Source organism: Sporosarcina sp. P19 (assembly GCF_002743165.1).
GTDB classification, from domain to species: domain Bacteria; phylum Bacillota; class Bacilli; order Bacillales_A; family Planococcaceae; genus Sporosarcina; species Sporosarcina ureae.
This window is the reverse complement of the sequence record NZ_PDYR01000013.1, coordinates 40,604-55,686: the sequence shown is the minus strand read 5'-3', so window position 1 is coordinate 55,686 and position 15,083 is coordinate 40,604. Positions and strand designations below refer to the sequence as shown.

The 15,083-nt window shown below is 41.6% G+C and carries 13 protein-coding genes; 9 read left to right on the top strand and 4 right to left on the bottom strand.

Annotated features, from left to right (window positions below; translation table 11 throughout):
• Positions 1-53 precede the first annotated feature (53 nt).
• The 3 genes from CSV74_RS13245 (at position 54) to CSV74_RS13235 (ending at position 4,455) form a co-directional block, all read left to right on the top strand.
• Entirely contained in the window at positions 54-500 is a 447-nt protein-coding gene (locus CSV74_RS13245; RefSeq protein WP_099692032.1) for a MarR family winged helix-turn-helix transcriptional regulator, read from the top strand.
• Between the two features lie 3 nt (positions 501-503).
• On the top strand, positions 504-3,152 hold the full coding sequence (locus CSV74_RS13240; protein WP_099692031.1) for an MMPL family transporter: 2,649 nt from the start codon (positions 504-506) through the stop codon (positions 3,150-3,152).
• A 103-nt stretch (positions 3,153-3,255) separates the two neighbouring features.
• Positions 3,256-4,455: an NAD(P)/FAD-dependent oxidoreductase gene (locus tag CSV74_RS13235; protein WP_233190937.1), complete on the top strand. Its 1,200-nt coding sequence runs from the start codon at positions 3,256-3,258 to the stop codon at positions 4,453-4,455.
• Between the two features lie 80 nt (positions 4,456-4,535).
• On the opposite strand, the gene CSV74_RS13230 is transcribed toward CSV74_RS13235, so the two are convergent.
• The 4 genes from CSV74_RS13230 to CSV74_RS13215 all read right to left on the bottom strand — a co-directional run bounded on the left by CSV74_RS13230 (position 4,536) and on the right by CSV74_RS13215 (position 9,636).
• A complete protein-coding gene (locus tag CSV74_RS13230; RefSeq protein WP_099692030.1) occupies positions 4,536-5,861 on the bottom strand; it encodes a CitMHS family transporter in 1,326 nt (441 codons plus the stop codon).
• 187 nt (positions 5,862-6,048) lie between these two features.
• Positions 6,049-6,750, bottom strand: a complete 702-nt coding sequence (locus CSV74_RS13225; protein WP_099692029.1) for a response regulator — start codon at positions 6,748-6,750, stop codon at positions 6,049-6,051.
• A 16-nt stretch (positions 6,751-6,766) separates the two neighbouring features.
• Positions 6,767-8,407, bottom strand: coding sequence for an ATP-binding protein (locus CSV74_RS13220; RefSeq protein WP_099692028.1), 1,641 nt, complete (start codon positions 8,405-8,407; stop codon positions 6,767-6,769).
• A 329-nt stretch (positions 8,408-8,736) separates the two neighbouring features.
• Positions 8,737-9,636: a diacylglycerol/lipid kinase family protein gene (locus tag CSV74_RS13215; RefSeq protein WP_099692027.1), complete on the bottom strand. Its 900-nt coding sequence runs from the start codon at positions 9,634-9,636 to the stop codon at positions 8,737-8,739.
• Between the two features lie 130 nt (positions 9,637-9,766).
• Between CSV74_RS13215 and CSV74_RS13210 the strand changes: the two genes are divergently transcribed.
• From CSV74_RS13210 to CSV74_RS13185, 6 genes are all read left to right on the top strand, one after another.
• Positions 9,767-10,357 carry a DUF488 domain-containing protein gene (locus CSV74_RS13210; protein WP_099692026.1) on the top strand — a complete coding sequence of 197 codons (591 nt, stop codon included), beginning with the start codon at positions 9,767-9,769 and terminating at the stop codon, positions 10,355-10,357.
• Between the two features lie 263 nt (positions 10,358-10,620).
• A complete protein-coding gene (locus tag CSV74_RS13205) occupies positions 10,621-10,803 on the top strand; it encodes a hypothetical protein (RefSeq protein ID WP_099692025.1) in 183 nt (60 codons plus the stop codon).
• A 258-nt stretch (positions 10,804-11,061) separates the two neighbouring features.
• A complete protein-coding gene (locus CSV74_RS13200; protein WP_099692024.1) occupies positions 11,062-11,736 on the top strand; it encodes a cysteine hydrolase family protein in 675 nt (224 codons plus the stop codon).
• Positions 11,737-11,766: 30 nt separating this feature from the next.
• Positions 11,767-13,191, top strand: a complete 1,425-nt coding sequence (locus CSV74_RS13195) for a purine-cytosine permease family protein (protein WP_369823725.1) — start codon at positions 11,767-11,769, stop codon at positions 13,189-13,191.
• A gap of 261 nt (positions 13,192-13,452) precedes the next feature.
• Positions 13,453-13,641: a hypothetical protein gene (locus tag CSV74_RS13190; protein WP_233190935.1), complete on the top strand. Its 189-nt coding sequence runs from the start codon at positions 13,453-13,455 to the stop codon at positions 13,639-13,641.
• Positions 13,634-15,052 (top strand): amidase, encoded by a 1,419-nt coding sequence (locus CSV74_RS13185; protein ID WP_099692021.1) that lies wholly within the window; start codon positions 13,634-13,636, stop codon positions 15,050-15,052. Before CSV74_RS13190 ends, CSV74_RS13185 begins: the two co-directional genes overlap by 8 nt.
• Positions 15,053-15,083 lie beyond the last annotated feature (31 nt).

Genomic DNA, 15,083 nt, shown 5'->3' with positions numbered 1-15,083 from the left:
TTATTTAGTCCACCCCCTAAACTATTAATTATTGGTTTAGGGGGTGGACTACTTTGAAAAATCAACTTCAAGAAGCGGTAGAACTATTTGAAGAAGTCATGATCTACGGCACGGAACATGTCATGAAAAACTTGGACGTTGCTATCTGGAATGACTACTCACCAGAACAAATACAAGTACTAAAAATCCTGGCAGCCTACGGGAAACTATCTAGCGGACAACTGGCAGAAATTCAAGGTGTACATAAAAGCGCTATTTCGACACGTCTTAAGAAACTAGTCGAAAAAGATCTTGTACAGTCTGAAAAAGACTTGAACGATCAGCGAATTAACCGGATATCACTGACCTCAAAAGGCCACGAAGTACTATCCGTTTCAAATGCGGCAATAAATGAAAGCATCGAAAGCCTGTTTACAGATCAAATCGATGAACAGGAGCTCGATCAATTCATCAAGACATTTCGTAAACTTAAATCGATTTTAGTAACGAAGGAGAGATAACGCGTGAAAACGATAGTGAAATTCAAATGGCCTATTACGATTGGAATCGTGATACTGACTGCTGTTTTATTTATACTAGCACCTGACTTGGCAAAGCAGGCGGAAAAAGCAGGTTCCTTCCAACTGCTCGACTCAGCAGATTCCCAAAAGGCTGCACAAATGCTAGAAGATGCAGGTGAAGCAGATGAAACCATTTCGCTAGTTTATGATCTCGATCAACCGGCAGATCAATCAAAGAAACAAGAGATCTCCGCGACTGCCAAAGAGATCACGAGTGCCAGCAAGATTGTAACGGATGTTCTAGATCCGTTTGAAAGTGAAGAAATGGAAGATCAGCTCGTTTCAGAAGATCAGAAAACTGTATTGCTTCCGATCACGGTAGACGGTACAGAGGATGAAATCATTCAGTTGGCTGAAAAAATAAAAAAAGATATCGTATCTAAAGAAGACAAAGTATATATGACGGGCGAGGCAATCATTAATAATGACGTAAATGAAAGTGCGCAAGAAGGGTTGAAAAAGACAGAAATTATTACTGTTGTATTGATTTTCGCCTTATTGCTCATTGTTTTCCGCTCGATTGTGACACCATTCGTTCCGTTAGTGGCGGTAGGGATCACCTATTTATTAAGTCAGTCATTCGTAGCATTCTTCATTGACTGGTTTGGGTTCCCGGTTTCGAACTATACTCAAATATTTTTAGTAGCGATCTTATTCGGTCTTGGAACAGATTACTGTATTCTGTTATTAAGTCGGTATAAAGAAGAGTTACTAGCTGGACATGAAGTGGAAGAGGCCATTATCAATACGTATAAAACAGCAGGACGCACACTTTTCATCAGTGCACTGGCAGTATTTATCGGTTTCGCAGCAATCGGATTTGCGGACTTCCCTATATTTAAATCGGCAGTCGCAGTTGCGGTGGGGATCGCGGTGTTGATGCTCGTCCTATTCACTGTCGTACCGCTATTGATGTCTATTTTACAAGACAAATTATTCTGGCCAGCGAAAGGTGCAGCTTCGCACAAAGATAGTAAACTATGGATTGCATTCAGTAAATTATCTGTTATGCGCCCGTTACTTTCTATGTTAATCGTCGCGGTCATCACGATACCGCTACTATTGACATACGACAATGATCTTTCATTCAATACGGTAGATGAAATTGATGGAAGTAAAGAGTCTGTAAAAGGATTAAATCTCATTTCCGATGCATTCGGTGAAGGGGATTCACTACCAGTCCAAGTATTGTTAAAGAAAGATTCTCCAATTGTTAAAGAAGGAGATATCACTTATTTGGAAGCTATTTCCCGAGACTTGGAGAAAGTAGAGGGAGTCAAAAGTGTTCGTACTGTTACACGACCAACTGGTGAATTGTTGGAAGACTTATATGTAGATAATCAAATCGGTTTGATGGCAGACGGTTTGAAGCAAGCGAATGATGGTATACAGGAAATTCGTTTAGGATTGGCAACGGTGCAGTATAATTTACGTGACGCAGCTAATCAATTGCCTTCTGGTGGAACGGGTGGCAGTAGCGGCCTAATTCAAGCTGCAAAAGGTATTGAACAAATCAATGGTCAGCTAGCGCAAATTTCGGGAGGCCTACGACAAGGTCTTCCAGCCGCACAAGCTGCTGGAGGGTTAGATGCTCTAGGTAATGAATTGGATAAGATCAGTAGAGGCATTGGAGGAGCTGGCTCGCAGATCAATCAAAGTGGTTCGCAAATTGGCCAGTTAAAAGGTGGTTTGAAGCAGCTAGGCAGTGGTGTTAAAGCTTCCAAGGATGGTTTAGCTGAAGTGACGACAGGCCTTCAGGAAATTGCGGATATGCTCGATGATATGGCAGACACGAAAAGTGTGCGCGACACGGGTTTATTCATTCCCAAAGGGACGCTTGATAACGAAGAGTTTACACCCGTCATTGACCGCTACACATTCGATGATGAAAAAGGGATCTTGATGGAAGTGATCTTGAAGGGAAATCCGTATTCTCGTGAAGCCATTTCGACGGTGCATGATATTAAAGATACGGTGAAGCGCTCGGTCATCGGTACGCCATTTGAAGATGCGGATTTAGCATTCAGTGGTATATCGAGCATGAACTCAGACTTGAGTGATATTTCATCTGCTGACTTTACACGTACTGTCACTATTATGTTAATAGGATTATTCATTGTTCTTTTCGTCTTATTCCGTTCAGCGATCATGCCGTTGTATATGATTGGTTCACTATTGCTGACATATTACACGGCGATCTCTATTACGGAATTGATATTCGTCAATGGTCTTGGCTATGACGGTGTCAGTTGGGCCGTTCCGTTCTTCGGATTTATTATGCTTATTGCGCTTGGCGTAGATTACTCCATCTTCTTACTCGATCGTTTCCGCGAAGAGAGTATCGGGGGTATGAAAGTCAAGGAAGCCTTAATGTATTCTATGGCGAAGATGGGTACGGTTATTATTACGGCAGCTGTCATATTGGCAGGGACATTCGGTGCGATGATGCCTTCAGGCGTCTTGAGTCTCATGCAAATCGCAACAATTGTTATTTCGGGATTACTGCTCTATGGGTTAATTATTTTGCCACTGTTAATTCCGGCCATTACGGTATCATTCGGACGCGGTGTTTGGTGGCCGTTTAGAGGATAAGAAAAAGGTGCTCAGCTACTAACTGGGCACCTTTTTTATCTATGTTTATAAGACCAAGCTTATAGGGTAAAGAAAGGAAAAACGAATAGATAGGAGATTGCTAATGATGAAGTTACATACAGGGTCATTATATTGGGAGTCGACTTTTACAAAAGAAAGTTTTGCGAAAGTAAATCGTCGAGATGTATATGATGTCGCCATAGTAGGTGGCGGGATGTCGGGTGCATTGACTTCCTACGTATTAGCGAATGAAGGCTATTCGATCGCGTTGATTGAACAAGAAGAAGTAGGAGGGGGTAGTACCTCAGCGAATACTGGTCTATTGCAGTTCTCCAATGATATTATGCTGCATGAATTGATGGAACAAATTGGCGAAGAGAAAGCCGTGGAATTTTATCGGTCATGTGAAAAAGCGATGGAGAATTTAAAAGACGTTGCAGAACATGCCCCGTTCGATGTCCAATTCCATACACGCGAAAGTTTATACTATGCTAGTACAGAAGAAGATGTCGCCAGATTACGCAAAGAGTTTGAAGTGCTACGAGAATATGGTTTTCCAGTAGAGTTTTGGGAAACTGATGATATTGAAGCACACTTCCCATTTTCACAACCTGCTGCAATCGTGACAGCAGGAGATGCAGAAGTGAATCCTTTACGTTTGTGTATGGGGGCGATTCATTATGCATACGAAAAGGGCATGGATATATTTGAACATACGGAAGTGCTTGGGATTCGAGATACAGAAGAACGCGTTCTCATAAAAACGACGAATGGAGACTTTCAGGCAAAGTCAGTCGTTGTCACTACGGGTTATGAGCCAACTCTTGATACGAAAATTCCCCAAAAAGACTTGAAAGTTACATATGCAATCGCTACACAGCCAATAGACGATTTGTCATTCTGGCATGAACGTATGATGATTTGGGAAACGAAACGACCTTATTTGTATATACGATTGACGGATGAAAACCGCATCGTGGCGGGTGGTTTGGATCAGGATATGGATACATTACCGAGCTCACAAGAAGAAATCGATAAGAAATTTAAACAATTAAAGCAAGAGTTGCAAGAGTTGTTTCCTAATCAGAAGCTCGACTTTGAATATGAGTGGACGGCATTATTCGGTGAGTCAACAGATGAATTACCAGTCATCGGACGTCATCCAGTCGAGCCGAATATTTACTACCTAATTGGACTTGGCGGTAACGGAACAGTCTACAGTATGTTGGGTGCGTATTTATTGCGTGATGAATTGGCAGGGAAGTCAAATCCTAATGAACCAATAGTAGAAATAGAACGTTAAAAAAGCAACTAGAGAATGTCTCTCTAGTTGCTTTTAGCGTGTATTTATAAGAATGATATGATCTTTATAGATTAGATATCTTAGAATGTAATAACACCCATAGCTATTGTAATTAGAAATAACACGATACTGAAGCCCCACATGATGAGGAATGAGTAGCGGATATGCTTGCCCATCTCCAAACCTGCAAGTCCTAAGGCTAGCCATAGCGCAGGGGAGAAGGGGCTGACGAATGTACCGATAACGTTCCCAACAATTAATGCATACGCGATGGAAATCGATGGAACACCGAAACTAGAGACGACTTGTTCTACAATCGGCAGTAATGCGAAGTAATAGGCATCTGTACTTAGCAATAGATCGAACGGAACACCAAAGAGGCCGATGATGATATGCAAATACGGTACGATGATCGCCGGTAGCACTTTCACTAAATCTGTTGCTATAGAATCTAGCATGTTAGCACCGTTAAGAATACCCAGGAATGAACCGGCCGCTAGAATGATTGCCGCCATAAGTAGAGCATTCGGTGCATGCGCTTTAATACGGTCCATCTGTTCATTCACAGTGCGATAATTTAATGGAAGAGCGATACTGAATCCAACCATGAAGATAAAGCCTGCCGGTACTTTTCCCCAAACGAGCAATCCGATGACGCTTAAGGCAATAATTACGTTGATCCAGAGCATTTTTGGACGAAGAAGAAGAACGTCTTCAGATCCTACTTTATGCTCTCCCTCTTCACTTATTTCATCCAGCTCGTCCTCAAAAGATCCGCTAGCAAACTTCCTAGCGATAATTCGCTTTTCGCGTAATCCGAGAATGAAAGCAAACGCGATTAATAGTAGTAGGCCGACAATTTGGATTTTGATGAGTGGACGCCACAGTTCCGTAACATCGACACCAAGCACAGCTGCAGCTCGTCCAAGAGGTCCGCCCCATGGAACCATGTTGACGATGCTTGCTGAGATTCCGACAAGCAGTAGCAATAAATAAGGACTCATTTTTAATCTTTTATAGAGCGGTAATAGCGCAGGAATTGTAATTAGAAATGTGGAAGCACCTGAACCGTCCAACTGTGCAATAGCTGCGATAACCACTGTCGCCATGGCAACAGCAATTACATTTCCCCGTGAGATTTTAATCATCGTATTAATTAGCGGGTTGAATACCCCTGCATCCTGCATAATACCAAAGAACAGAATAGCGAAGATGAACATAATGACAACGCTGATAACAGATTCAATTCCACTGTTGAAGAATTCTCCGATTTCCTTGAAGTTGAAGCCGGCAAAGAATGCACCGAAAATGGGCACGATGACCAGACCGACAATAGGTGTAATCCGGCCGCTGATCAGTAATGCCACGATAATAAAGATAGTCAGTAATCCAATAATACTTAACATAGTGATTTCCCTCCAATGGATAAAATGGTGAAAGAGTGATGTAAGCGGATACAAACATATGTATCTGAATAGATTCTCTTAAGTTGTCCATAATGTACCATGTCGAAAAGTCGCTAAAAAGCTTGTGATCATAAGGCGAATATAGTTTTTATTATGCATTTTGTTCATTCTGTTCACATGATAGCACTTAGATTTTGATATACGTGCGTTCCGGTCTGCCAACATCCCCATAGTGCAATTTGGCTTTTACTCTTTCAACCAATACAAGGTATTCCAAATATCGACGTGCGGTAGATCGACTGACACCAGCTGCCTCGCCAGCATCAGTAGCAGTTACTCCTTCTTTCGAACATTGTAGTAATACGTTTTCAATGCGTTCAAGTGTCAGGCGGTCTATACCTTTTGGCAATCCATCAGATGTAAGGGCAGGGGCTTGTTGTATCTCGATACCAAATAATATGCGGTCAAGATCATCTTGAGATAGTTCGCTTTTTGATGATAGTAATACTTTTCTAGAACGGTACCGTCTGAAAGTTTCCGTAAACCTCTTAGGTTCAACGGGTTTGATTAAATAATCCAACACACCTCCGTGGAGTGCTTCTTCTACTATATTTGATTCTTTAGCAGCGGTTAGCATCATAAGATCAACGCTGGGGAATTCCCTCCGCAGATACCAAAATAAATCGAGTCCGGGGCTATCTGGTATGTAGACATCCAATAAAATCAGGTCAGGCAGCACTTCTGACTGCCGTAGAAAGGCAATGGTCTCTGAAGCCGTTCTTTGTTCCGATACAACTTCATAGCCAGCAATCTGTTCAATTAGTTGGCGGTTAATCTTTGCCACTCGAAAATCATCTTCAACTATTATTACGCGTATAGTACTGATCACGAGAAGAATCCCTCCTTCATTTATCTTTAGGCAATGAAACGACAAAGTATGTACCGCCTAATTCACTCGGTTCAATGGACAGCTGGCCATTCGCTGCTTCAATAGCGTTCTTTGTTAGAGCAAGGCCGAAACCTCTCTCGGTTCCAACTTTTGTCGAGAAACCACGGGTTAGAACTTTATCAAGTGAAGCATCATTGATACCCGGACCTGCATCATCGATTTCAAACAGCAGATCTTGTCCGATATCAGTAAATGAAATCGATATTTCTCGGGAAATGGCGCGTTCGTCATGTACAGCATCAAATGCGTTATCAAGTAGATTTCCGATCGCCGTCAACAAAGCTTGGCGGTTCACGTCGGACACTGGAGAATGGAATTGGCTGTCTGGTTGGATTGATACATTAATTTGCAATTCGCTCGCTTGACTAAGTTTTCCTACAAGCAGACCACTAATATATGGATCATTTATATTATCAAGTAGTGTGTTTGTCCAGTGTTGCTGAATGCTAGTTTCTTGTCGGATAAAATCAAGCACTTCATCTTTTTTGTTTAGCTGCGTCAGTCCCATGATCGTATACAATTTATTAGCGAATTCATGTGTCTGTGATCGCAAGGCATTAGCATATTGTTGGATGTGCGTCAGTTTTTTCGTTAACTTCTCGATCTCTGTTTTATTCCTGAAAGTGGCGACTGCACCGAGCAATTCCTGTTCGTAGAAGATCGGCACACTGTTTACATACACGATGTGGTTGCTAAAAACTCTTTCCTGATCAAAGACGGATTCACCATGCTCCAGCACATAAGGCAGATCGGAATTTGGGAAGCTTTCTTGTATAGGTTTACCTATCCATTCGTCAGCGCGCTGTTCGTCGCCTGTCAAAAGCTTTAACGCAGCGGAGTTGACCATCGTAATTCGGCCATCCTGATTTATAGCAATAATGCCTTCATGAATTGAATACAAAATAGTTTCTTTTTGAAAGAGTAAATGCGAAATCTCTTCCGGCTCTAATCCAAATAACACGTTCTTTATATAGTTCGCAATCAGCACGGCGCCAATGATCGCGGCTGTGCAAACGCCTAGAAGAACAAGCCAGATTTCCTTGCTATACCCCCAAATGATTGATTCAATGGAATCTACTAAGAACCCTACCGAAACAACGCCCACGATTTCGCCATTTAAATAGATTGGAGCTTTTGCACGGAGTGAGTTACCTAAAGATCCGGTTGATTTGGAAGTATAGGCTTCTCCGTATTGTAGGGCACGTTCATTATCTTCGCCGATCATTTTCTCACCAATCCGATCGGGAGTCGGGTGGGCATAACGGATTTCCTGTTGGTTACCAACAACGATAAACTCTGCGTCTGTCTGGGCTTGAATTTTCTGCACGATCGGCTGGATGATTGCAGAAGGATTATTTGACTCAAAAGCCTGAGAGATCTCAGGTATTACCGCCACACTCTTTGCAACACTGAGCGCCCTTTCACCAATTTGAGTTTCTAACGTATCCGTGACAAAGAAACTCATGAATCCACCGATTATCAGAATGATCGTGATAGACAGCGCACCTATCAAGCTAATCATTTTCAGGTGAAGATTGACAAAGGGTTTGTTTTTTGTTCGATAAATGGATAAATCTTCTTTTCGGATGCGGATCATGTCGAACCCCCGGTAAACATGTTAGTAGATATAGAATACCATGCTATGCGAAATATTAAATGGTATTGTTCATTAAAAAGTGTAAGGGAGTGATAAAGGTTGGAGGTATGCACAGTTAGCTGTTCTACTCATAGAAAAGAAGAGCTTCCTTACTGACTAACGATGCAGAAATAACTTCTTGAGCATAACATCGGTTATTAGTATTGTAGGAAACTCAGTGAGGAAGTAAATTAGCTTCACTTATGTACCATGCGGGGCAGTACAAATTTGAAGTAGGATTTGAAAGTTACATATGCGATTGCGATATAGCTAATAGATGATCTATTTATTTAGAGCGTGTTTACATGAATCATTTGTAAATGACCAGGTAACACAGTGATTTGTTGTGCAGATTCTTCATAAATTTCTCCGTCCATATCGATTTTATTGCCAATGGGGTGCATGATTTCAAGTGCTGTGACTTGAATATATTCGAGTTCGTTTAATTGCTCAGTTTCCACAGTCGGATTTTGCAACGCAAATAATTCGCGAAAAGCAGCGAAGTTGGAGTCACGCACAATTAAAACATCTAATTTGCCATCATAAGGAGATAGGGAAGCGATAGGGAGCTGGGTTGTACCGACATAGCGTCCATTAAGAACGAATAGTAAAATAGCTTCTCCTTCTAATTCCGCTTCCGTAGATTGGATTTTATAATGAAATGGCTCTCTCCGATTTAGCGTACGTAATGTACTGAGCACATAACTGATGGAACCAAGACGTTTCTTTTCTTCTGAATTTATGTTTTCTGATGTTTCGGTGACGAGTCCGATTCCCCAAAAATTCATAAAGTAGTGCTCGCCAACTTTGCCGATATCGGTATCGATAATGGAGCCATTGAGTATAGAAGTAGCTGCTTCGTTAAGAGATTGTGGAATACCTAAAGTACGGCTGAAATCGTTTGATGTACCACCAGGCAATATCGCGATGACAGGTCGTTTAGCAAGAGGTGCGATACTATTTAAGCAAGTGTGTACAGTGCCGTCACCGCCAAGTATGATGAGCAAATCGACTTGGTCGCTATATTTTACGCAAGCTTGCTGAAGTTGTTCTTTGGAAGTGGTGTTCAACACGATGAGTTCATCTACTGCTTGTGCAAAAATATGAAGTGTCTTCTCAAGCTTTAGCTGTGTATCATCTTCTCCAGCTGTCTGATTATAAACAAAGAGTGCGCAGTTGAAATGAAGCATAATAGTCACTTCCTTTTTTCTTTAGTATTCCCGATTTCAAGATGTAGAAACCATGCGTTGAAATGGATTCAAGCAAATGGTTATTTATGAAAATCTCGGGGAATGGTAAATATAAGAGGAGTGAGTATATATGGCTATCTACACAGTTGGACATTCAACGCATAAAAAAGAAGAGTTTTTGAAGTTATTGGATGATGCACGTATTGAGAAGTTAGTCGATATCCGTGCGTTTCCTGGCAGTCGCAAATTTCCACATTTCCATGAGGAAGAGATGAAAGTATGGTTACCGGCACATCATATCGCCTATGAACATTGTGGTAAGTTAGGTGGCCGTAGAAGGAAATCCAAAACAATTGATGATGAAATAAATGGTGGTTGGAACAATCAATCGTTTCATAACTACGCGGATTATACATTGACAGAGGAATTTCTAGAAGGAATCGACAAATTGATGAAGGAAGCTAAAGAACAGCGAATTGCCATATGCTGTTCCGAACGGCATCCGGCAAGATGCCATCGCTTGTTGATTAGTAATTGGCTAGCTACACATGGTTGGAATGTGAAACACATTATAGATGGCCCGAAAGAAAAGACGTTGATAGAAAACCATGTCGTAGGGAAGTGGGGCGCGGAACCTGTAGTGTCAAAAGAAGGTGAAGTAACATATCCCCCTGAAGAAGATGAAGAATCACAGGTTCGGTACACGGAGAGAAAACGTTAAAAACATGGCATATGGGGATGCAGTTCGCAAATGAATTGGTGTCCCCGTTTTTTTTGTTGTATTAAGGTTTAAGACGAATTAGCAACAGCACATAAATTTAAGTGCCACTGCTAATTACATTGTTAACGTGCTTGTTAATTGGTAGCTGGAATGGTTCCCTAGAAGGCAATTTTGAATTAATTGAAAACGTCGAAAGGAACAAAGTATTTTGTGCTAAAATAGGGTGTAAGAGGAAGGCTTATTAAATAAACGGGGATGTTTCGATGAAGAAGAAATCTCTCTTTTACTGGCGAATATTCGTACTTGCCGTTATGCTTTTGCTTTTTTTAACGAAAGTAATAAGCCTAGACACCTTTTTAACAATGATAGGTGGAATAATAGTCTTTGTCGGTATCCCTGAGATTATAAAGGCAATAAAGGATAAAAACAGAAAAGAAAATCCATAAACGGGTGCGATTGTCGTACTACACTGTATCTGAATTGTTTCAAGCACCTAAATAGTAAGCGTCTTTCTCTTACAGCAATCATGTTGTAGAAAAAGGCGCGTTTTTACTTTACTTTGTTCGTGTAACAAGCTTTAAACTTATTACAAGCGGATTAATAATTATTAATGTTCAGAAACTTTTCGGCCGAACAAGTATGTGGTATCATCCATAACTATGACAACGCAGAAGAAAACAAGACGAGGGAAAGGAGGGCGTAAAGTGAAACGTCAAAAAACGGCTTTACTATTAATAGATTTGCAAAATGAGGGCGGGACTTCTGCTGTCGCGCGCATGGATGAAATATTACAAAACAGTGCGGCGTTAATAGAAGAATGTCGTAAGCAGGACATTCCGATACTTTATACGAGACATATTAATAGAGGCGATGCCATTGGATTGGCGAACAAAGAGCCGTTAAACGAGGACGGAGAACCGCTTTATTATCACGATCAAACAGATGCAATCGAAGTCTCGGATATCATTAAACCGAAACCGCATGATATTATCATTGATAAGTATCGATATAGTGGGTTTTATGAATCGAGCTTGGATTTAATGTTAAAAAGTTTAGGGGTAGAACATCTCATTGTTGGCGGCGTTTTGACAGATGTTTGTGTCCTGTCAACCGTCATGGATGCGTATTACAGAGACTACCGCGTCAGTTTAGTAGAAGACATATGTGGGACGACAACTGAAGGTGCACATATGGCCGCCGTATTAATGATGGCAAACTGGATCTATGATTTAGAAATTTATGAAACAGCGGAGCTATGCAAGAAGTTAAACGAAGAACCCTATCACGTTTGGACTTCAAGCGGACCGGATGAATTGCAGTTTACACCGGACAATATGAAAGAAGTATTTACGGGAATTTCAGCAAGTAAAGAAAAATAAATGTGCTGGTAGAATGAAAGGATGTCAACATTGACGAATGAAAGCGAAGATGGACCCAGCTTACACCTGGGGAAAGAAACAGTTCCAGGTGAAAAGGTAAAAACAGTAGAATATTATGCGACAGATGAAGTGCCGATGAATCAGAGGAATATAGGTTTCTTTGATATGATTGCGATTTGGGTCGGCGCAAATTCAAATAACGCTTCATGGTATGTAGGAGGTACTGTGGCAGGTGCAGCATTTGCGGGTGCAATGACCGTCACTTTAATTGCCAATCCGATTGCTTATCTTATCCTAGCGCTCGTTGGTTATATGGGATACAAAGTCGGAACTTCGACGATGGCACTCACAAGACCGGCATTTGGTATAAAAGGAAGTGCACTGCCGACCGTTTTAAATACGATTGTCTTTTTAGGTTGGGCGGTTGTGAATACGTTTATCGCCGTCATTTCCATGAGTTTTATTTTTAGTGATTTATTCGGTTGGCCTGCATATGGAGAACCGGGAAGTACTGGACCTATGATTATCGGTATTATTGTCATGACGTTATTGAATTTGGCTGCAGTTTCACTCGGCAGAAACTCGATAAAAATCGTTGAGAGAATCGGTATGTTGCTCGTACTTATCCTAGGTGTTTGGATTACGACGGTTGTTTTGCAGGAGCATTCGATGGCAGACATCATTGCTTGGAAGCCACCGGCAGATTTAAAAATGCCTACTGGCGTGGCAATTGACATAATGGCGGCGTTCAGTTTAGCTTGGGTGCTGGGCGTTGCGGAATTTACGAGGTATACGCGCACGGTGAAAACAGCCACCATTGCCCCATTGCTTGGCGCATTAGTTGCATTGGCATGGTTCGCTTTCGTCGGAATCATCTCAACAATCGGTGCAACATTAACGACAGGTGTTTATAATCCGGATAACTCTGATCCAAGTTCGCTCGTTACGAATCTGGGGCTTGGATGGGTTGCGTTAGTGCTGATCGTTGTGGCGTGTGTCACGACAAACGTTGTCAATCTTATGGCAGCCGGCATTTCCGTAACGAATGTAACGAGAAGAGTGAAACCGCTCCATTCCATCTGGCTCGTCACTGTTATTGCAGGAATTCTCATGTTGGTCCCGCTTTATATGACAAGCTTTCTTGATGCATTTATGATTTTCCTTGAATATATCGGCATGGTATTAAGTGCTTTACTAGGCATACTCGTCGCTGATTACTTCTATGTGAATAAAAAACGATATGATGTGAGTCAATTCGATGTAGTCGGTGGGAAATACTGGTACTTTAAAGGAGTTAATTTAAAAGCTGTGACTGTTTGGGTTTTAGGTGTTGTCTTTTACTTGGCAGTCCTAAATGTTGACTTTGTTATGAAGACAACAGGTGCAGTGTACCCAACGATTATAGCAACAGCTATTCTCTATAGTGTGATATCTCGTCCAAGAAAGCGATCATAAATGTGAAAAATTAACTCAGTCATGTTACATGTGACTGGGTTTTTTCTTCATCCATTCCTTTCAATAATGATAGCTCGTATCATAAGCACCTTTCCACTTTCGTTAGTCACTCAATTTATAATAGTTTGATTATTCATTTATTGAGTGATAGAGTATATACATTCTTACGTACTCAGCGACTTAGCTTTATATAACGGTCGCCCATATTGTTGTGATCTCAATAGGATAACCCTATATAGATAAATAGTAACTAGAGGAGTGATGGTATTGTCTCTGTCTGTTAAGCAACTATTGGAGAACAAAGGGATTCAGGCTAAACCCGAACATCTAGAAATCTTAGAGGAACGCTGGAAGGGGATGCAGGGGTTAAGAGGAACATTGGAAGGTGTGAAAATCGAAGACGCCGATATTGGACTTCGAAATATCCCCGGAGGTGATCATATTGGCTAAAGAATTGATTCAGAAATCGGTCGAGGAATTGGCACCGCTTTTAGAAAACGGATCATTATCACCAGTCGAGTTAACCAATGCAGTGCTAGATCATGCAGAAGAAACGCAAGATACAATCAATGCCTACATGACAATCTACCGCGAAGAAGCGGAGCAGTCTGCGCGTGAAGCGGAGAAAGAAATAAAAAATGGGAACTATCGAGGCATGTATCACGGAATACCGATGGCCTTGAAAGATAATTTATATTTTAAAGGTAAAGTCACTACAATGTCTTCAAAAATTCATAAGGACTTCATTCCAGAAGACGATGCCACAGTAGTAAGCAAGTTGAGAGAAGCTGGGGTCATTTTCACAGGTAAACTAAGTATGCATGAATATGCTTGGGGAATTACCAATAATAATCCTCACTATGGAGCAGTTAGAAACCCTTGGGATACAGACAGGATTCCTGGCGGTTCGAGTGGCGGCTCAGGTGCAGCTGTTTCGATTGGCTCAAGCGTCGCTTCTTTGGGAACTGATACAGCAGGTTCGATCCGAATTCCATCATCCATCTGTGGTATTGTCGGTTTAAAGCCAACACATGGGCGTGTTAGTAAATACGGATGTTATCCATTGGCTTGGACGCTTGATCATATTGGACCGATGACTAAGACTATCAAAGATGCAGCTGGAATGATGGATATTATTTCAGGGTTTGACGAAAAGGATCCAACTTCAGTCGTTGCACCTGTGGACCAGCACCTGAAGAAAATCAAGGGGGATGTATCTGGCCTAGTCATTGGCGTAAATGAGGAATATTTCTTCAATAAAGTAGATGACGAAGTGAATCAAGTAGTGCGTGGAAATATTAAAGCGCTTACAGATCAGGGAGCAAAGGTAGAAGTAGTGAAAATTCCGAGTTTACAATATGCGGAATGGGCGGAACTCGTCACATCACTGTCAGAAGCGTCTGCTATTCATCATGAAGACATGTTGAAGCGTCCGCAAGATTTCGGTGATGATATCAGAATGTTGTTTGAGCTTGGTGAACTACCTTCTGCTGTGGACTATCTTCAGGCACAGCAAGTACGTCGCCAGCTTAAACAGGAATTCGAGGAAGTATTTAAAAGAGTCGACGTACTCATCGCGCCCACACTACCAGTAGTGGCGAGTACAATCGGTTCGGACACCGTGGAACTTAACGGGGAACAAGTTGATCTAATCGATAACATTATTCGTTTCACAGGGCCGAGTAATCTAACTGGCCTTCCTGCATTATCAGTACCGGGCGGTTTCAAAGGAGATCTACCTGTCGGAGTGCAAATTATTGGACCGGCTTTCTCAGAAGCATTATTGCTCGATGTCGGTTATGCGATTGAGCAAACGAATCCGATGAAGAATAGAAAACCACCTTTACTCACAAAAGCATGAAACAACAAAAAGCTCCGCGGTCAACCCATGG

Bases quoted from the DNA above. Each gene is read 5' to 3' on its own strand.
- CSV74_RS13230 (WP_099692030.1), bottom strand. From the start codon at position 5,861: ATGTTAAGTATTATTGGATTACTGACTATCTTTATTATCGTGGCATTA.
- CSV74_RS13215 (WP_099692027.1), bottom strand. From the start codon at position 9,636: ATGCTTCATTTCAACTGCGCACTCTTTGTTTATAATCAGACAGCTGGA.
- CSV74_RS13220 (WP_099692028.1), bottom strand. From the start codon at position 8,407: ATGATCCGCATCCGAAAAGAAGATTTATCCATTTATCGAACAAAAAAC.
- CSV74_RS13190 (WP_233190935.1), top strand. From the start codon at position 13,453: ATGGTATTGTCTCTGTCTGTTAAGCAACTATTGGAGAACAAAGGGATT.
- CSV74_RS13205 (WP_099692025.1), top strand. From the start codon at position 10,621: ATGAAGAAGAAATCTCTCTTTTACTGGCGAATATTCGTACTTGCCGTT.
- CSV74_RS13210 (WP_099692026.1), top strand. From the start codon at position 9,767: ATGGCTATCTACACAGTTGGACATTCAACGCATAAAAAAGAAGAGTTT.
- CSV74_RS13235 (WP_233190937.1), top strand. From the start codon at position 3,256: ATGATGAAGTTACATACAGGGTCATTATATTGGGAGTCGACTTTTACA.